This window comes from Coprococcus sp. RTP21428st1_C9_RTP21428_210409, from assembly GCF_040227395.1.
GTDB classification, from domain to species: Bacteria; Bacillota; Clostridia; order Lachnospirales; family Lachnospiraceae; genus Coprococcus; species Coprococcus aceti.
In genome coordinates, this window is sequence record NZ_JBEHVV010000026.1 from 213 (window position 1) to 18,814 (window position 18,602).

General features: G+C 46.5%; 15 protein-coding genes and 6 tRNA genes (1 of these 21 only partly in view). 20 read left to right on the plus strand and 1 reads right to left on the minus strand.

Going from position 1 to position 18,602, the window contains the following annotated elements; translation table 11 throughout:
• The 9 genes from ABUA34_RS06880 to ABUA34_RS06920 all read left to right on the plus strand — a co-directional run.
• Positions 1-52, plus strand: a tRNA-Asp gene (locus ABUA34_RS06880); it begins 122 nt to the left of the window's first position.
• 31 nt (positions 53-83) lie between these two features.
• Positions 84-156: transfer RNA gene (locus tag ABUA34_RS06885), tRNA-Val, on the plus strand.
• A 9-nt stretch (positions 157-165) separates the two neighbouring features.
• Positions 166-239, plus strand: a tRNA-Ile gene (locus ABUA34_RS06890).
• A 30-nt stretch (positions 240-269) separates the two neighbouring features.
• Positions 270-343: transfer RNA gene (locus tag ABUA34_RS06895), tRNA-Asp, on the plus strand.
• A 32-nt stretch (positions 344-375) separates the two neighbouring features.
• Positions 376-448, plus strand: a tRNA-Val gene (locus ABUA34_RS06900).
• 30 nt (positions 449-478) lie between these two features.
• Positions 479-564: transfer RNA gene (locus ABUA34_RS06905), tRNA-Leu, on the plus strand.
• 403 nt (positions 565-967) lie between these two features.
• A complete protein-coding gene (locus ABUA34_RS06910; protein WP_349823061.1) occupies positions 968-2,347 on the plus strand; it encodes an amidohydrolase family protein in 1,380 nt (459 codons plus the stop codon).
• Between the two features lie 99 nt (positions 2,348-2,446).
• On the plus strand, positions 2,447-3,784 hold the full coding sequence (locus ABUA34_RS06915) for a uracil-xanthine permease family protein (protein ID WP_349093468.1): 1,338 nt from the start codon (positions 2,447-2,449) through the stop codon (positions 3,782-3,784).
• Positions 3,785-4,076: 292 nt separating this feature from the next.
• Positions 4,077-6,260, plus strand: a complete 2,184-nt coding sequence (locus ABUA34_RS06920) for a TerD family protein (protein ID WP_349823062.1) — start codon at positions 4,077-4,079, stop codon at positions 6,258-6,260.
• A gap of 39 nt (positions 6,261-6,299) precedes the next feature.
• Here the strand turns inward: ABUA34_RS06920 and ABUA34_RS06925 are convergent, their stop codons facing one another.
• Positions 6,300-7,127 (minus strand): MerR family transcriptional regulator, encoded by an 828-nt coding sequence (locus ABUA34_RS06925; protein ID WP_349823063.1) that lies wholly within the window; start codon positions 7,125-7,127, stop codon positions 6,300-6,302.
• A gap of 222 nt (positions 7,128-7,349) precedes the next feature.
• On the opposite strand from ABUA34_RS06925, the gene ABUA34_RS06930 reads away from it, so the two are divergent.
• The 11 genes from ABUA34_RS06930 to ABUA34_RS06980 all read left to right on the plus strand — a co-directional run bounded on the left by ABUA34_RS06930 (position 7,350) and on the right by ABUA34_RS06980 (position 18,565).
• Complete coding sequence (locus tag ABUA34_RS06930) at positions 7,350-7,667, plus strand: (2Fe-2S)-binding protein (protein ID WP_055224615.1); 318 nt, start codon at positions 7,350-7,352, stop codon at positions 7,665-7,667.
• Positions 7,668-7,679: 12 nt separating this feature from the next.
• Positions 7,680-9,257, plus strand: coding sequence for an FAD-dependent oxidoreductase (locus tag ABUA34_RS06935; protein WP_022216187.1), 1,578 nt, complete (start codon positions 7,680-7,682; stop codon positions 9,255-9,257).
• Entirely contained in the window at positions 9,254-9,586 is a 333-nt protein-coding gene (locus ABUA34_RS06940) for a (2Fe-2S)-binding protein (protein WP_015533496.1), read from the plus strand. Before ABUA34_RS06935 ends, ABUA34_RS06940 begins: the two co-directional genes overlap by 4 nt.
• Positions 9,579-10,718: an NAD(P)/FAD-dependent oxidoreductase gene (locus tag ABUA34_RS06945; protein WP_349093471.1), complete on the plus strand. Its 1,140-nt coding sequence runs from the start codon at positions 9,579-9,581 to the stop codon at positions 10,716-10,718. The genes ABUA34_RS06940 and ABUA34_RS06945 overlap by 8 nt, the downstream gene beginning before the upstream one ends.
• A 117-nt stretch (positions 10,719-10,835) precedes the next feature.
• A complete protein-coding gene (locus ABUA34_RS06950) occupies positions 10,836-12,014 on the plus strand; it encodes an iron-containing alcohol dehydrogenase (RefSeq protein WP_349093472.1) in 1,179 nt (392 codons plus the stop codon).
• Between the two features lie 108 nt (positions 12,015-12,122).
• Positions 12,123-13,268, plus strand: coding sequence for a tyramine oxidase subunit B (locus tag ABUA34_RS06955; protein ID WP_118018449.1), 1,146 nt, complete (start codon positions 12,123-12,125; stop codon positions 13,266-13,268).
• Between the two features lie 312 nt (positions 13,269-13,580).
• Entirely contained in the window at positions 13,581-13,919 is a 339-nt protein-coding gene (locus ABUA34_RS06960; protein WP_015533492.1) for a P-II family nitrogen regulator, read from the plus strand.
• 34 nt (positions 13,920-13,953) lie between these two features.
• Positions 13,954-15,069, plus strand: coding sequence for an ABC transporter ATP-binding protein (locus tag ABUA34_RS06965; RefSeq protein WP_173796069.1), 1,116 nt, complete (start codon positions 13,954-13,956; stop codon positions 15,067-15,069).
• A gap of 59 nt (positions 15,070-15,128) precedes the next feature.
• The gene (locus ABUA34_RS06970; protein ID WP_015533490.1) at positions 15,129-15,995 is read left to right on the plus strand and encodes an ABC transporter permease; all 867 of its coding nucleotides are present in this window, start codon (positions 15,129-15,131) and stop codon (positions 15,993-15,995) included.
• A gap of 12 nt (positions 15,996-16,007) precedes the next feature.
• Positions 16,008-16,838: an ABC transporter permease gene (locus tag ABUA34_RS06975; protein WP_015533489.1), complete on the plus strand. Its 831-nt coding sequence runs from the start codon at positions 16,008-16,010 to the stop codon at positions 16,836-16,838.
• A 77-nt stretch (positions 16,839-16,915) separates the two neighbouring features.
• On the plus strand, positions 16,916-18,565 hold the full coding sequence (locus tag ABUA34_RS06980) for an amidohydrolase (RefSeq protein ID WP_349823064.1): 1,650 nt from the start codon (positions 16,916-16,918) through the stop codon (positions 18,563-18,565).
• Positions 18,566-18,602 lie beyond the last annotated feature (37 nt).

An 18,602-nucleotide genomic window follows, 5' to 3' on the forward strand; every position in this document is an offset into this window, starting at 1 on the left:
GAGCGCCGCCCTGTCACGGCGGAGGTCGTGGGTTCGAACCCCATCCGGGTCGCTGTATTCATAACAGAATACTTTTTATGAATGGGATCTTAGCTCAGCTGGGAGAGCATCTGCCTTACAAGCAGAGGGTCATAGGTTCGAGCCCTATAGGTCCCACTTAAATGAGGACGTTTAGCTCAGTTGGTTAGAGCAATCGGCTCATAACCGATCGGTCCTGGGTTCGAGTCCCCGAACGTCCACTCTTACTAATAATAAGAAACAATGAATATGGCCTGGTGGCTCAGCTGGTTAGAGCGCCGCCCTGTCACGGCGGAGGTCGTGGGTTCGAACCCCATCCGGGTCGCTGTATTCATAACAGAATACTTTTTAACAAATGGGATCTTAGCTCAGCTGGGAGAGCATCTGCCTTACAAGCAGAGGGTCATAGGTTCGAGCCCTATAGGTCCCATTTTCTAAACCTTTTAATAAGGTGCAGAATGCCGGCGTGGCGGAACTGGCAGACGCACAGGACTTAAAATCCTGCGGGACTAATCTCCCGTACCGGTTCGATTCCGGTCGCCGGCATTAAATTAAAAGCCTGAAACCTAAGGAAAATCAAGGGGTTCAGGCTTTTTTCTTTACCTTAAAATATTAAGCAAAAATGGCATAAACATAAGATATTAAGGTAAAGTCCTTTAAAAAAATAAAAATATAACAACAGAGGTTACGAGTATTGACCATTTGACGGGATAGTGCTAAGATACGAGCCATCAGGAACCAAAAGTTTTATCTGTTTTCCTTAACACCAAAACAGATAGCTGTATGGTTCTTTTTTTGTTTATACCGCGGAAAATGAAAATGTAATACAGAAGATTTAGAACAGGACAAAGGAGTCTTTTCAAAAGTAGTTTGTGTGGAACATTTTAACACACACTGCCGGGGAAGGACTCCTTTTTTAGTGGATATTCAAAGTCAGGAGGAATGAGCTATGAAGAGTTATGATCTGATAATCAAAAATGCGCAGATACACACAATGGATGAGGACAGAAAAGTGTATGCGAAGGGAATCATAGGAATAGAGGGAGAGAAGATAACTCTGATAAAGGAAATGAATGAGCTGACACCGGAGGAGCTTCAGGAATGTGAGGGCGCCGGACGTGTGATAGATGCCGAGGGCAAGGTGGTATTTCCGGGATTTATAGATACACATATACATATATTCCAGTCTTTCCTGAAAGGTCTTGGAGCTGATCACAGATTGATAGAGTGGTTGAATCTTTCAGCACTCCCATATGGACAGTATATGACACCACATCAGCATGAGCTGGCAGCACAGCTTGCATGTATGGAGGCAATAAAGAGTGGATGTACGACCATGAGTGAGTTCTTCTACACCAATCAGAATTCTGAACTGGCTCATTCCTGTATAGAGGGAATGGTATCAACGGGTATCCGTAGTGTATTTATCAGAACATTTCAGGATACCGGAGAGGAATACGGAATGCCGAAGTGCTTCCTTGAGCCTGTTGGCAAGGCCATGAAGGAAGTGGATGCACTGAAGAAAGCATATAAAGAAAATGACATGCTTTCGATATGGACTGGTCCGGATGTCACATGGTCGACCACGAAGGAAGGCTATCAGGAGATGCTTGAGTATTGTCTCAACGAGAACGTGAGATATTCAATGCATATCAAGGAGACAGAGGTCGACAATGAGATGTGCGGAAGATATTACGGCAAGGATATAGTGGATATGCTTGAGGAGATAGGATTCCTGACAGACAAATTCCTGGCAGTCCACTGTGTAAACCTCACACCTCATGACATAGAGAGATTTGCAAAATATGGAGTGTCGATAAGCCACAATCCAGCACCTAATCTTTATCTTGGTTCAGGAATACCACCTATTCCGGAAAGCCTTGCTACAGGGGTAAATGTATCTATAGGAACGGATGGTGCGGCATCCAACAATAGTACGGACATGCTGGAGAGTATGAAGCTGGCAGCTCTCATACAGAAGGGAATACACAGAGATGCGGCAGTCATCAGCGCAGATGATATCATACACATGGCGACGGCAGGGGGAGCAAAGGCTATAGGTATGGCTGACAAGCTGGGAACATTGGAGTCTGGCAAGAATGCGGACGTAATAATATTTGACCCTAATCATCTGAAGTCGGCACCTATGCATGATGCAAAGGCGACGGTCGTATATGCGTCATCCGAGGAGAATATTGACACGACGATAGTAAATGGAAAGGTTGTATATCAGGGCGGAAAGTTCACATGTGGAATAGATGAGAGAAGCCTGATCGATGAGATAAACAGCGAGCTTGTGGTTCTGAAAAAGCAGCTTGCAGATAAATAAGATGGATGGGGATAAACAAAGAAGACCATCAGACCATAATAATAAATATATTTGAAATATCTGTATTGAAGCAAATATAAGATAAGGAGGCGCGTTTATATGGAAGATAAGAAGATAATAGAAAATGACAGCCAGCTCATAGTTGGCGTAAATGAGAAGATAAGCTGTGGCAAGGCGGCATTTCTCGGAATGCAGCATGTATTGTCAATGGATCTGTATATCATGCCGTTGATACTTGGAGCGGCGATAGGACTGGCAGGAGGAGAGTTATCATTTTTCCTTCAGATGAGTTTCTTTGCATGTGGAATTGCAACTATATTGCAGGCGGGATTCTTCATGAAGTATCCTATCATACAGGGACCATCGTATGTACCGCTTGGAGCTATGTGTACGATAGGCGCGACCATGGGAGTCAGTGCAATGATAGGAAGTCTGATACCCGGAGCAATCATGATCGTATTGCTGGGTATATTTAAGGGCTTTTCGAAATTTGTGAGAAAGGCAATACCTCCATTTATCGGTGGTATCATCATACTTATAGTTGGAATATCGCTGACACCTACAGCAGCCAAGGGGATCGCAAGCTCAGATGGAAACTTAAGTGCAAATGTAGCATCAGGTCTTACTGCTGCAGGAGTGCTCATCGTATGTATGATACTTCAGTACAAGCTTAAGCATAACAGGATACTTCACATGGTATCAGTAATACTTGCACTGGTTGCCGGAACAGTGGTTGCTGCAGCGATGGGAGCTGCGGACTTTAGTTCAGTACACGATGCAGCATGGTTCAAGCTGCCTGAGTTTTTCCACTTTGGACTTCCAAAGTTTGAGATTAAGTCCTGTATACTCATGATGTTCATTTACCTTATCGTGCTCCTCGATACAACAGGAACATGGGTGACGATCAGCGCCATCACAGGTGAGGATCTCAGCGATAAGAGAATAGATCGTGCTACCATAGGTGAAGGTGTTGGATGTCTTGTTGGTTCACTGTTCGGCGGAACTCCAATGACAGGTTATTCTTCAAATGCCGGAGTCCTTGCGATCACAAAGGTCGGAAGCCGTATGGCGATCATTGCGGGTGGTATGATACTCATGGTGCTCGGCGTATGTCCAAAGCTTATGACCGTCATATCATGTATACCGACCCCTGTCGTAAATGGTGTATTTGCAGTTGTATGTATCCTGCTCATATCAAATGGAATTAAGATCATACAGAGTGAGCCACTTGATGAGAGATCGTCACTTATCGTGGGAATCTCAGTCGTGGCAGCTGTGGCAACTATAGTCATTCCTACAGATGTGGTGAATGCAATGCCTCAGTTCCTGAACTACTTCATGTCATCAGGAACTGCAGTTGGTGCAACCATAGCGGTGGTGCTCCAGCTCTGTCTTCCCAGAAAGAAAAAGGCTGTAAAGGTCGCGCTTGAGGGATGAATTCATAATTTCTATATAAAGCGAAAACTATAAAATTAAAAGGCACATAGAGTAAACAGTGCGGCATATACTCTATGTGTCTTTTGTATTTGCGCAGAGCAACGAGCCAAAGTCCGTGATTGCAAGAGACGATGTTCATTTTAAACTAGCGGTTCATTGATTGGACAGTTTCGATTTGATATATTGATTATCGCGAAACACAAAGAGGCTATGGTGGTGGTTCCTTCTTAATTGGGATGATAAATGTAAAAGCTTACCGCCACCGGTTTCCTCATTAATAAGGAGAAAAGTTATGAATGAGATATTGCTCAGGCGTAAAAACAAAGTGATACTTGGCACTGGTACTGCAAGGGTGGCAAATGATCGCTACATAACGGCCATTATGAAGAACATCGAAGAACTTGGATATACATTTTCCAGGGAGGTGTTTGACGTTCTCAGAACATACAGTGTCAACGAACTGTCAGATTTTTACTTTGAACTCAAAGCTACGCTTATGAAGCTGAAAGGTGCAAATGTTGTATATATGCCTATGTACGCCGATTTCCCTAAGGGCGTTATGGATGCACATTTTTCTGAGTTGTATATAAATGCGATGGTGCATTACTGGTCGGATGGTATCCTGTATCCAAAGAATCACAGAAAGCGTGTAAATGACAGACTGCCACTTTTTGACGAGACGAAGGTCAAGGTTTTGCAGCTTGGAAGCGAGGACGATGTGAGACAGATATTTGACAATATCTGTACGTCGAGAACATCCATATCAAGAACTGACAGGGAGGATATAGCATATTTATTCGAGACTGAGAATATGAAGCTGCCTGATAACATACCACACAAGGAGAATGCTGCATACATCGCCGCGCTCTATCTGCAGAAGAAGCCTCTGGCAAATGTCAGTGAGCTCAGGAAATATGTAAAGACTGCAACTGATGTGCTGAGACTTGTGACTGCCATGAGTGATGGCGATGTGAGCCTTGCGGAGAATACTAGATACAGAAGCTTTTCACGCAGACAGAGAAGGATGATCATGGAGCTTCTGTCTGGCTGTCCGAATATAGAGGAGGATATGCTCAGATATAAGGAGAGATGGATCAGAATTGGAGAGAGGATCCATCCTTCTGAGTTTGACTGCAGCAGATACACTCTGGAGTATGACAGGGCGATAAATGCATTTGACAAGCTGAGAAATAACAGGAAGATAGAGACATTTGCAGGAAAGGTTGAGTTTGACCTTGCCTATGGTGAGTATGAAAGTGCGCTTGCCGAGCTGGTGAAGAGACCGGGTGAACTGGCAAGGAGACTGGATCAGCTGCTCAGAGAGACATATAAAGAGCCTGTTATAAGAAGCTTTGCGTCTGTGGCGGAGAAGGTGTCAACACCAGTACTGCTTCAGGTGAGAGAGCACTTTCTGCACAGATCTGAGCATGCAGATGTGAGAGTGTTCTTCCCAAAGGGGAGCCTTGCAAAGTGCCACAGCGAGCGAAACGATCTGCCAGATATAGATGAGAGGTACTGTCAGGAAGTTGTTCGGATCTGCGAAAATGCCCTTGTGAAGATCTATGGACAGAGGGAGCCTATGGGCAAGGTGTATCTGTCTGATGATTACAGGAATTATGTGGTTCCATTCAGCCAGAGAAGTGCCAGCAAGGCGTTTAAGACTATAGTCAGAGGCTCGAGACTCCCTATGGCTTCGCAGACAAATGCTGTGAGGGCATTTATATGGTGGACGAATATGGACAAATGTGATTTGGAGTCGTATGACGATGGAAGAGTCGACATAGACCTGTCGGCGGCTATATTTGACGAGAACTGGAACTACATGGAGCATGTGTCATATACCAATCTGAAATCTGAGAAATATAAGGCCTGTCATTCGGGGGACATTGTAAATGGCGGTCCTGTGGATGGTGATGGTGTCAGTGAGTTCCTTGATGTGGACGTAGATTCAGTTGTGAGATATGGTGCAAGGTATGTGGTGTACCAGGTGTATAGCTTTACCGGTCAGAACTATGCGGAGATGCCTCATGCAATGTTTGGCTGGATGGAGAGGGCTGATGTGAATTCGGGTGAGATATATGAGCCAAAGACGGTGGAACAGAAGCTGGATCTCACAGCGGGCAGCACGGTGTGTATTCCTGTAATATTTGACTGTGTTAAGCGGGAGTTTATCTGGTGTGACATGAATCTGTCGCTCAGTGGAGTCCACACAAATACCGTCGGCAATAATCTGGAGAGCAATCTTTCTGGAGTCGCAGCGGTATGCTATTCCATGGTGAATATGAAGAAGCCGGATCTCTACGATCTTATCGCACTCAATGTCATGGGCAGAGGAGTGTTGGTGGATAACAGGGAAGATGCTGACATTGTGTTTGACACTGCGTTGTATCTGAATAATGACACAGTGGAGAATGAGCGTGATAAAATGGTGATAACCCCATACGACACGGAGCTGTTCATGAGTGAGTATCTGTAATTACATTTTTAGAGAACAAAATGAGCTGCGGCAAAATGGTTATTTTATCATGAGCTGCAGCTCAATTATATATTCACTGTCATCGTTGGTCTCATAATCATCTATATGACACATTTCAACAGGGTCACTGGCAATCTCAAGCTGGTGATCCTGTGCGTATGTATAGAGCCGTGGCAGCAGTTCCTTTGTCTTGGTCAGGGCGCCCTTGTATGTCATGGAGAGATATCTTCCTGCTTGAAGTACATAATTGCAATCGGCGTCCTCAAGGTATGGTGCGAAGAAGAATACGTTCTTGGTACGGTAATACTTGGACTTTGGATTGCTTCCGGGGATGTCAAGGGTATAGCAGTCGCAGGCACCTATTGTGTCAATCTTGGTGTTGTGGCTCTGCATGTATTTGACCACATAATAGGAGACATAATCATCAGGAAGATTGTCGTCAGTGACCATGACGCACTTTCGGTCTGGAAGCTCCTTTATCACAATAGTCTCAAATTCATCCTGTATATCCGGGCTGCAAAGGGATGTGATGGTGTCCAGCCGGTTCTGGATACTGTCCCTAGTGGCTTTGAGCTTGGCAATCTCAGCGTCAACCACGTCAAGCTCGGCTCTGAGCAGGGATGTCGTACTATCGACATTTCTGTCCTCGTCATATTCACGGATCTGGTCAGTGGAAAAGCTGAGTCCCAGCAGCTCACGGATAAGCGCAAGGCGGCGCACGTCATCTATGGTGTACATTCTGTAATTGTTCTCATCATTTCTCACAGGATGCAGTATCCCAACCTTCTCATAATATCTGATAGAATCCACGCCGATATCAAAAAGCTTAGACAATTTCCCAATCTTGAAAGTATCCTTTTTCTTCATAATATAATCTCCAATTCCTGATCTCATATAACTGTATCGTAACACACCACCTAATCAAATTCTATTTTCTATAAAAATACTTAATAAAATTAAGCTGACATATGGAGAAATCTTCACATCTTCCGAAATTTGCAAAAACAAATCAAGTACATTGACTCTAGCATGATACAAGGGTTTACCATTTCACCAAGTTAATTAACCACACAAAAAGGAGGAATGGCTATGGATAGGATATTAACTCACCCGATACTGGGGGACACCCCGGAGGGCAGGCTGGTGAATTTTACATATGATGGACAGACGCTTCAGGGAATAGAGGGCGAGCCGATAGCGGCGGCGCTCAGAGTTGCGGGTGTCATGACACACAGATACACCAAGAAGAGACATGAGCCGCGAGGTGTATTCTGTGCCATAGGAAGATGCACGGACTGTGTCATGATCGTAAATGGCAAGCCAAATATAAGAACGTGCATCACTCCTCTGGAAGAGGGAATGGATGTGAGGACGCAGTACGGTGCGTCGGCAGAGAAGGATTTTTAGGAGGTGACTGCTATGATAGAGAGATACGATCTGATAGTGATAGGCGCAGGTCCGGCAGGACTTTCCGCAGCGATAGAGGCTGCGAAGAACGGAATGAAGCCGATAGTATTTGACGAGAATGCAAAGCCTGGCGGTCAGCTTTTCAAACAGATACATAAGTTTTTCGGATCAAAGGAACACAAGGCGAAGATAAGAGGATTCAACATAGGTTACGAACTTCTTGAGGAGGCAAATAAACTGGGTGTGGATGTAAGGCTTAATGCAACAGTTGTGGGTCTCTATGACGAGAAAGAAGTGACGGTCAGGATCGGTGATGAGATAAAGCATTTCAAGGGCGACAGTGTGCTTGTGGCAACAGGAGCCAGTGAGAACATGGTTACTTTCAAAGGCTGGACACTTCCGGGAGTCATCGGTGCAGGTGCCGCCCAGACTATGATGAATCTTCATCACATAAAGCCGGGTAACAGGATATTGATGCTCGGTTCAGGAAATGTAGGACTTGTAGTCAGCTATCAGCTCATGCAGGCAGGCTGTGAGGTAGTGGCTTTAGTTGATGCGGCACCGAGGATCGGAGGATACGGAGTACATGCTGCGAAGATATCGAGATGTGGAGTTCCATTTTACCTGTCACATACGATCGTTGAGGCGAGTGGAACGGACAGGGTGACAGGAGTGACGATCGCACAGGTAGACAGCCATTTTAATTTCATAGAGGGAACCGAAAAGACATTTGACGTTGATACGATATGCGTTGCCGTTGGACTTTCACCTATGTCACAGCTTTTAAAGCAGGCGGGCGTAAAGATGAAGGATACTCCGGGGGGATACGTTCCTGAGTGTGACGAATGGGGCAGAACCTCAGTGCCGGGAATATTTGCAGCCGGCGATGTGTCCGGAATCGAGGAGGCAAGCTCAGCCATGATCGAGGGCAGGATAGCGGGATCTGTCATATCGCAGGATCTCGGGTTTATAGATAAATCAGAGATGGAAGCACGTGCATCGGAGCTTGAGGATGCACTTGGAAGCCTCCGTGAGGGAATGTTTGCACCGAAGAACAGGGGCAAGCTGATCGAGAAAACAGAGGAAGGCATAGATGTATCGATGAATCTGCTGGAGCACGGCTTTGTGGCAGATGACGAGATAGAGAGATATCCGGGAGTGACTCACAGGAAGGGAATACATCCGGTTATAGAGTGCACCCAGAACATCCCGTGCAACCCGTGCCAGGATGCGTGTCCGAAGGGGTGCATAAGCATAGGGGCAAATATAACCTCTCTTCCGACAGTGACGGAAAATCCGTGTATAGGCTGTGGCATGTGCGTTGCAAGCTGTTCAGGACAGGCCATATTCCTGGTGGACGAGGACACCGGGGATGGCTATGGAACGGTGACACTTCCATATGAGTTTCTTCCGATACCAGAGAAAGGAACAAAGGGCGTGGCACTTGGCCGTGATGGTCATGAGGTGTGCGAAGCGGAGGTCGTAAGTGTCAGAAGTGCAAAAGCATTTGACCATACCAATCTGCTGACCATGAAGGTGCCGAAGGACATGGTGATGAAGGCAAGATTTTTCAAGGAGGTGCGGTTATGATAGATATCAGAGAAAAACTTGATGCCATAGGACCTTATGTTCCGGCACCGGATGACGACATGCTGGTGTGCAGGTGTGAGGAGGTCACAAAGGGCGAGATAAGGCAGGCAGTCCATGCGGGAATGCTGACGATAGAAGAGATAAGAAGATTCCTCCGGTGTGGGATGGGATTGTGTCAGGGACAGACTTGTGGCAAGCTGGTGAAGGGCATTGTGGCAAGGGAACTTCATGTGTCACCTCTTGACATAGAGCCTGCCACGTCAAGGGCACCTATGAGACCTACAGAGATGCGGATACTTGCGAGAGATGGAGGTGAGGCTCATGAGTAAACATACAGCAGAGGTTATAATCATCGGCGGCGGTGTAAATGGATGTGCTGCGGCATACTATCTGGCAAAAGCAGGAATGAAGGATGTAATAGTGCTAGAGGGTAGTCCGAGCATAGGACACGGAGGCTCCTCGCGAAACGGAGGCGGAGTCAGACAGTCGGGAAGAGATGTCAGGGAGCTGCCATATGCAATGTATGCGGTGCAGAATATGTGGCCGACACTTTCCGAGGAGCTTGGAGTTGACGTGGAATACTATCAGAAGGGCAACCTTAGACTTGGCAAGACTGATGCCCATATGGAAAAGCTCAGGGATCTTGCGGCAAATGCTAACTCTCTCGGACTTGACATGAAGATCATAGATGGCAAAGAGGTGAAGGAGATATGCCCATACCTCTCTGACGAGATAATCGGCGCCAGCTGGTGTCCTACAGATGGACATGCCAATCCTATGCTGACGACTCTGGCGTACTACAAGAGGGCAACGGAGCTTGGGGTAAATTTCTTTACTGACGCAAAGGTTGTTGCACTTGAGAAAGTAAAGGGAAAACTCAGAAAGGTCATATTGGAATCAGGTGAGGTGTTCGAGGCGGACAAGGTTATCCTGACTGCCGGATATGAGAGCAGATTCATCGCAAGGACAGTTGGAATAGATGTGCCGATGACAAAGTATTTTGAGGAGGCATTGGTTACGGAGGTTCAGCCTCATATGTTTGATATCATGCTTGGCGTTGCATCCGCTGACTTTTACGGACATCAGTCACAGCACGGATCATTTGTATTTGGCTCAGATTCGGGACTTGAGGAGACAACGGACATGGGACTTGATGAGCTCAGGACTTCACCGCTTACCGTATCTGCCGGATGCAGGGCGATCATGGGATACATACCGATGCTGGCTGATGCCAAGATCGTAAGGACCTGGGGCGGATGGCTTGATCTCTGCTATGATGGTGTTCCAGTCATAAGCGAGGTTGACGAGGTTCCGGGACTTATACTGGCATGTGGATTTACAGGGCATGGATTTGGAACGGCACCGGCTGTTGGACTGATGCTCTCACAGATGGTGCTCGGCGAGAAGACTGTGGTGGATATATCATCTCTACGGTATGACAGATTCAAGGCTGTCAGGTAGACAGCATATGGATCAGAGGCGTATATTATTGATGAAGCAATTCTGTTGAGCAATATAATAGGTACTCCACAGAGCAAAAGTATCAATAATAACAATAAGCTAAAGGAGAGATATAACATGGAGAATTTTTTTTATAATATTCCGACAAAGGTATCATTTGGCAAGGGCGCCATTGATGATCTGCCAGGGTACATCAGCGAATATGGAGACAGTGTTCTGCTGGTGTACGGAGGCGGAAGTATAAAGAGAACAGGGCTGTACGACAGGATAATCAAGTTACTTGACTGTAGTCACATTTCCCATATTGAGCTTTCGGGTGTAGAACCCAACCCGAGACTCACAACGGTGAAGAAGGGTGTGCAGATGTGTCTGGAGCATGATGTGAAGGTGATACTTCCTGTGGGAGGCGGCAGTACAATAGACTGTTCCAAAGCTATAGCAGCCGGAGCGTGCTATGACGGTGATCCATGGAATCTGGTCGGACACCCGGAGAAGATAGAGAATGCTATGCCGATCATAGCTGTCGCGACTATGGCTGCGACGGGTTCTGAGATGGATCCATTTGCAGTTATCACAAATGAGGAGACAAAGCAGAAGAAGGATATCGCATCCGATCTGCTCTATCCTGCTTATGCGATACTTGACCCTGAGTATACATTTTCCGTTCCTGCATACCAGACGGCAGCAGGTGTGGCGGATATCATGAACCATATATTTGAGGTTTATTTTGCAGATAATGGAGACACATACATGCAGGACCGCATGATGGAGGCTCTTCTTAAAACCCTTATAAAGTACGGCCCGGTGGCAGTTTCAGAGCCAGACAACTATGACGCCAGAGCAAATATCCTCTGGGCATCTGAGTGGGCGATAAACGGATTCATAGCGTGTGGCAAGGATGGCCCATGGCCGGCGCACTCCATAGAGCATCAGCTGAGTGCTTACTATGATATAACACATGGACACGGACTTGCGATCATCACGCCGGTTCTGATGGATTACATTCTTAACGAGAAGAGCCTTCCGGTTCTGGTAAATTACGGCGTGAATGTATGGGATATAGAAAAGACAAAGGACCCTTATGATATAGCCCGAGAAGCAATATCAAAGACACAGAAGTTATATGAGGATATGGGTCTGACCTCGGATCTCGGCGAGCTGGGCGTGCCTTATGAGAAGGACTTTGACGAGATGGCTGAGAAGGCGGCATCAGAGGACCTTGAGCATTGCAGGGTGCCTCTGACGAAGTCTGATGTAGTGGAGATTTATAGAAGATGTTTTAAAAACGTAAAGTAACAACATCGCAAAATGCATGATTTGATATATATACAGTTGGACTGTGGTAATGGCTAACAAAGATCAGATATTTTGTGGATGACAGGAATTACAGCAGGAGGTGGCAGTATGGACAGCAAGGTTGAATTCTTATTTCTGAATGAAGAGGACATGATAAAGGCGGGTGTACTCGATGCGGACAGAGCTGTGGACACCATAGGGGAGGTCATAACACTCCTCAGCGAGGGAGACTATCTCATGGGCGGCAGAGCACATAACGACCACGGTGTACAGCTCATATTTCCGGAGAAGTCGGACATTCCGAATTTCCCGCTTGCGGACTCGGCGGACAGGAGATTCATGGCGATGCCGGCATATCTCGGAGGAAGATTCCATATGTGCGGTGAGAAGTGGTATGGCTCAAATGGCAGAAATTCGCACAAGGGTCTGCCGAGATCCATACTCATGGCGACACTGAATGACGTGGAGACAGGCCAGCCGCTTGCGTACATGTCAGCCAATCTCCTAAGTGCCATGAGAACCGGAGCGATGCCAGGGCTTACTGCCATGTATCTTGCAAGAAAGGATAGCAGGGTACTGACTATCCTTGGCGCAGGAGTGATAGGAAGGACAAGCCTCATGGCTATCATGGCAAAGTTCCCGGACCTGGAGGTGCTGAAGATCAAGGGCAGCTCAAAGACTTCGCACACAGCCCATGAACTGGCGGATTATGCCAGGGAGAACTATAAGAGTCTCAAGGAGATAATCATCTGCGATACTCTGGAGGAGGCCGTGAGGGATGCAGATATCATAGCAGAGGCGGTATCTGTTGAACCGAGAAAATGGCCTGTCATAGATCCGGCATGGGTGAAGCCTGGATGCACGATCATATCATCTGGAACCATGGATATGGATCTGGAATTTGTCAGGGATCACGTGACGAAGGTTGTAGACAATATACAGATGTATGAGGAATATGTAAATGTGTATCAGGAGTGGGACGAGGATGGCAACAGGATATCACTTGGAACGCCAGGCATACACTTTGTAAATATGGTGACGGATGGCTGGATAGAGAAGAGTGAGATCAGACATCTGGGAAACATAATGCGTGGCCTCGAGCCGGGACGAACGAGTGATGACGAGATCTTTCTTGTGAGCCTTGGCGGCATGCCGATCCTTGATGTCGGCTGGGGCTATGAGTGTTACCAGAAGGCACTCAGAGAAAGCATCGGAACAAAGCTCAAGCTGTGGGATGCGCCATATATGAGGTAGTTTTGACTGTCTGGATCTCAATGTCGGCCCCATGGTTCGCAGTCTTTTGCAGGTATGACGGCAGCAATTGTATGGCTCAAGTAAATGATGGACTTAACAATGTTAAGTAAATTTAGACATTGGCTGCCAAAATAAACCATGTCTGCCGAATAAAATAAACAATTAAAGAAATGACAAAAAACATTGACCTTGGTATTATACCAGACTCTACAATGAGTGAAAATTAAAAGCAAGAACACATGAAAGAGAGCAAAGGAGCTCATAGGAATATGACTCCGCTGCTCTCTTTTTTATTTGTAAGGAGGAATGGATATGAAGAAGATAGAACTCATCATCAGACCAGAGAAGCTTGAGCCACTCAAGAAGATACTCAGCAAGAATGAATACAGCGGACTCACCGTCATGTCGGCCATGGGCTGCGGACACCAGAAGGGCTACAGCGAAGAATTCAAGAAGCTTGGGATGGAGATCAATCTCCTGCCAAAGCTCTACGTCATGACCGTGATACTTGACGAGGATCTGGATGACATACTCACAGAGATATGTGAGAAACTCTCCACCGGTCAGGTTGGAGATGGAAAGATATTTATAACAAATGTTGACGATGTCATGAGGATAAGGACAGGAGAACACGGAGAATCAATACTTTGATTACTACTTTAGAAAAGAGTGAGGTGAGTTGCTGATGGAAGAGAGAAAAGCAATAGTACAGCTTAAAAACATAACAAAGTCATTTGGCGACAATCAGGTGCTGAAGCCCATCAGCCTTGACATATACGAGGGAGAGTTCCTGACATTGCTTGGTTCATCAGGCTGTGGCAAGACGACCACACTTCGTATCATTGCAGGTTTTGAGACACCCACGGAGGGAAATGTATACATAGAAGATAAGGATGTCACAGAGCTGGCACCGTACAACAGGGATGTTAACACGGTGTTTCAGAGTTACGCTCTTTTCCCTCACATGACAGTCTTTGACAACATAGCATTTGGCCTTGTTGAGAAGAAGATGGACAAGAAGAAGATAAAGAAAAAAGTTCTGGAAATGCTGGATCTGGTACAGCTCCATGGATTTGAGAAGAGAAAGCCATCGCAGATGTCAGGTGGACAGAAACAGAGAGTTGCAATTGCCAGGGCACTGGTAAACTCACCGAAGGTACTGCTTCTTGATGAGCCGCTCGGAGCACTTGATCTGAAACTCAGAAAGCAGATGCAGGTGGAGCTCAAGAGGCTGCAGAAGAAGCTGGGAATCACATTTGTGTATGTAACCCATGATCAGGAAGAGGCGCTTACCATGAGCGACAGGATAGCTGTCATGCATCAGGGACACTTCGAGCAGATCGGTACGGCAAAAGAGATATACGAGAACCCACAGACCAAATTTGTTGCAAGCTTCATAGGAGAGTCCAACATATTCGAGGCAAATGTGGACACCATAGAAGGCACTGATCTTGGGCTTACGATGGAGAATGGAAAGGTCAGAGCGAAGGGCGAGGGATTTGTTAAGGAAGAGATCGTGTACATATCGGTACGTCCCGAAAATACGCATCTGTCAGACAAGCCGGTGGATGGATTTACACTGAAAGGAATCGTCAAGGATCAGATCTATGTTGGTTCGGTTCTTAAGACTATAGTGGAACTGCCAAATGGCAAGGAAGTCAAGGTCAACAATCATCCTGATGCCACGGTATATCCTGATGGCACGGCAGTGTCAGTGTACTGGGAGCCGGACAAGGCGGTTGTCATACACACCAAGGAGGATAAGATGTACGACGCCATAGAGGATGCAGTTCTTAAATAAGAAATATCTGCGTGTAATGATAACCGGATTTAGTTTCGGCTATGCAAGGAGGCTTTGCTATGAAAGAAAAAAAGAAAAAGGAGAAAAAGAACACTCTGCCGATATTATGTATGGTTGGTCCAACATCCCTGTGGCTGTTGTTTTTCCTTCTCATCCCACTTATATATGTTGTGGTCATAAGTTTTATGACGAAGGGTGCATATGGCGGAGTTGTCGGCAAGTTCTCAATTGACAGTTATAAGAAGATATTTGATCCGCTGTATCTGACGGTCATGTGGAAGTCGGTTGTCATGGCATTTGAGACAAGCGTGATATGCCTCATCATATCTTATCCATTTGCTTATATGCTGTGCAAGGTGCCGGATAAGATACGCGGAATGCTCACACTTCTCATCATGCTGCCATTCTGGGTAAATGGTCTCATCAGACTGAATGGATGGTCAAATATACTGAGAGACAGCGGCTTTGTAAATACATTGTTGATGAAGATAGGAATCATAGACCAGCCGATACAGATGATGTACTCGGAGGGGGCAGTCCTCTTCGGAATGGTGTATACCTTCTTCCCGTTCATGGTTCTTCCGCTGCAGAGCAGCATATCAAAGCTCGACCACTCGCTGGTTGAGGCGTCATACGATCTGGGGGCAAGAAAGATAAAAACATTTATCAGAGTCATACTCCCGATGACGCTCCCGGGAATATTTGCAGGAACGATACAGGTATTCATACCGAGCCTTGGAGCATTCTTCATATCGGATGTCATGGGCGGCGGCAGCGCGGCATATCTTGGCAATCTGATACAAAACCAGTTCCTTGTGGCACGTAACTGGCCACTGGGCGCAGCGTTCTCGGTACTTCTGATCATCTTCACTCTGGTTGTGCTGAAGGCGTACAGCAAGGTTGGAGATCTGGATGATCTGGCATAAGGAGGGATGGATATGAAGCGAAAAGAAAAGAAGAAGATGGGTGCGGGATCGATCATATTCATGGCACTTGTATATCTGTTCCTGTACATGCCGGTATTTGTCATCATCCTGTTCTCGTTCAACAAGAACAATACAAATATGGTGTTTGACGGATTCACACTCAAGTGGTATCTGGAGGTGTTCCAGGGGGACTCACTTCTGAAGAACTTCTGGCTGTCCATAGAGCTGGCGTTAGTGTCCATGGTCATATCGGTGGTTCTAGGAACTCTGGCAACCATAGGACTTTACAGGTACGAGTTCAAGCTCAAGAAGTTTATCAACGGACTTCTGTACGTGCCGATAGTCATCCCGGAGCTGGTTATAGGCCTTGCCTCACTGGCATCGTTTTCCAAGATGGGCATGACCATGGGATTTGCGACCATGGTGTTCGCACACGTTACATTCTGTCTGCCATTTGTCATCATCACACTGAGATCACGAATTGCGAATTTTGACGGCTCTATAGAGGAGGCTGCCATGGATCTCGGGGCAAATCAGTGGCATACGTTAAAGCGTGTCACCATCCCGATGCTGACACCTGGAATCATATCCGGAGCGCTGCTATCCATAACTCTCTCGATAGATGATGTAATAATCAGCTACTTCGTATCCGGAGCCGGGGATATCACGTTCCCTATCAAGGTATACGGAATGGTCAGAGGCAAGATCACTACAAATGTATATGTCATATCAACTTTGATGATAGTCGGAATAGTTGTGATCTACCTCCTTGCGGGGGCACTTGGAAAGTTTATATCAAAGCGCAGGGAGATAAGAGACATCCGCAAGATAGATGCACAGTAATTCTGTAAGATAGATGCGCAGTAATTCGGGAGTACAGAATATGTTCCGAAGACATATATGGCAAGGAGGCGTAACAAATGGATGAAACGACAAAGATGACAGCCGACCTTATAGTGTATGGAAAAATCTATACGGCGGACAGCAAACGCAGTCTGGCGCAGGCTATGGCGGTCGCCGATGGAAAGATCATATACGTGGGTGACAGAGCCGGTGCAGAACGCTATGCAGGCGAAAATACACAGGTTATAGAACATGACAAAGGACTTGTGATACCGGGAATGACAGAGGGACATGCGCACATATCAAGCACCACTGAGATAGTGTACGGTGTCAGCCTTGCAAATAAGGAGAGCATAGACGATTATGTGACGGCGATAAAAGATTATATGGCGAGCCACCCTGACGAGAAGGTTGTGAGCGGTTCCGGTTTTGAAAATGGAGTATTTGGATCCTTGGGACCGACCGCTGACATACTGGATGACATATCGACGGATGTGCCGATGGTCATGATAAGCGAGGATCACCACTCATATTGGGTGAACAGCAAAGCTATGGAACTTGTCGGGATTGATGAAACTACCGCTGAGGTTCCCAATGGTGTGATAGTGAGGTATCCGGGAACAAGCAGACCAACGGGATGGTTCAAGGAGATGGCGGGCAATCTGTTCAGTGCGGTGCTGCCTGAGATGACTGCTGACAACTTTGCACATGCCATAGAATGTTATCAGGATATAGCCTTGTCAAATGGCGTCACAATAGCATTTGAGCCAATGTTTGACAAGAAACAGAACTATGACAGAAGATTTGCCGGATATGCAAAGCTTAACAGCGAGGGAAAACTAAAGGTGACATTCAGGGTAGGTTACACGCTAGAGCCTGTTGATGATGAGGACTATGTGTTTGCTGAACTTGCAAAGTATCATGAGAAGTTCCGGTATGTTCCTAAGATACAGGTGAACACGTTAAAGATATTTGCAGATGGAGTAGTGGAAGGTCATACAGCTTTTCTCAGAGATGATTACGCGGATGCCCCAGGAGATAAGGGTGAGCCGATGCTCAGCCAGGAGAGGACAAATGCGGCGGTGAAACGCGCTCTTGATGCGGGATATGATGTACATGCACATGCGATCGGCGATGCGGCGATAGACGAGGTGCTGAATGCATATGAGTACGGACAGACAGAAAAAGACAGGGATTACAGAAATGCCATAACACATCTTCAGGTCATGGTGCCGGAGCATGTGGACAGGATGAAGAGCCTTGGTGTGGTGGCAGTCACCAATCCATACTGGCACTTCAGGAACAGCGTGTATTATGACACTTTGGAGAAGCCATTTCTCGGAGAAGAAAGAGCCTCCAAGGAATACTATATGAGATCCATCACAGATGCTGGAATCGTCACAAGCTGTGCCAGCGACTTCCCTGTAACGGTTCCACCGAGAACTATGGATGCACTTCATCTCATGGTGAACAGAAAACAGCCCGGACATCCGGAGATGGAAGAGATGGGTGCCGGCGAGACGATAAGTGTTGAGGATGGTCTTCAGGTCCTCACATATGGCGGAGCATACCAGAACAGGCTTGAGAAGACAAAGGGTTCCCTTGAAGCAGGCAAGGATGCCGACTTCGTATTGCTGGATTCGGATGTCCTTACTATCCCTAAGGAAGACATATACAAGACACAGGTTACAGCCACTTATATATGTGGTGAGAAAGTCTGGGCGTAAGAATAAACAACCAGACTGGTGTTCAATAAAAGGAGGA

Bases quoted from the DNA above. Each gene is read 5' to 3' on its own strand.
- ABUA34_RS06910 (WP_349823061.1), top strand. From the start codon at position 968: ATGAAGAGTTATGATCTGATAATCAAAAATGCGCAGATACACACAATG.
- ABUA34_RS06915 (WP_349093468.1), top strand. From the start codon at position 2,447: ATGGAAGATAAGAAGATAATAGAAAATGACAGCCAGCTCATAGTTGGC.
- ABUA34_RS06920 (WP_349823062.1), top strand. From the start codon at position 4,077: ATGAATGAGATATTGCTCAGGCGTAAAAACAAAGTGATACTTGGCACT.
- ABUA34_RS06925 (WP_349823063.1), bottom strand. From the start codon at position 7,127: ATGAAGAAAAAGGATACTTTCAAGATTGGGAAATTGTCTAAGCTTTTT.
- ABUA34_RS06930 (WP_055224615.1), top strand. From the start codon at position 7,350: ATGGATAGGATATTAACTCACCCGATACTGGGGGACACCCCGGAGGGC.
- ABUA34_RS06935 (WP_022216187.1), top strand. From the start codon at position 7,680: ATGATAGAGAGATACGATCTGATAGTGATAGGCGCAGGTCCGGCAGGA.
- ABUA34_RS06940 (WP_015533496.1), top strand. From the start codon at position 9,254: ATGATAGATATCAGAGAAAAACTTGATGCCATAGGACCTTATGTTCCG.
- ABUA34_RS06945 (WP_349093471.1), top strand. From the start codon at position 9,579: ATGAGTAAACATACAGCAGAGGTTATAATCATCGGCGGCGGTGTAAAT.
- ABUA34_RS06950 (WP_349093472.1), top strand. From the start codon at position 10,836: ATGGAGAATTTTTTTTATAATATTCCGACAAAGGTATCATTTGGCAAG.
- ABUA34_RS06955 (WP_118018449.1), top strand. From the start codon at position 12,123: ATGGACAGCAAGGTTGAATTCTTATTTCTGAATGAAGAGGACATGATA.
- ABUA34_RS06960 (WP_015533492.1), top strand. From the start codon at position 13,581: ATGAAGAAGATAGAACTCATCATCAGACCAGAGAAGCTTGAGCCACTC.
- ABUA34_RS06965 (WP_173796069.1), top strand. From the start codon at position 13,954: ATGGAAGAGAGAAAAGCAATAGTACAGCTTAAAAACATAACAAAGTCA.
- ABUA34_RS06970 (WP_015533490.1), top strand. From the start codon at position 15,129: ATGAAAGAAAAAAAGAAAAAGGAGAAAAAGAACACTCTGCCGATATTA.
- ABUA34_RS06975 (WP_015533489.1), top strand. From the start codon at position 16,008: ATGAAGCGAAAAGAAAAGAAGAAGATGGGTGCGGGATCGATCATATTC.
- ABUA34_RS06980 (WP_349823064.1), top strand. From the start codon at position 16,916: ATGGATGAAACGACAAAGATGACAGCCGACCTTATAGTGTATGGAAAA.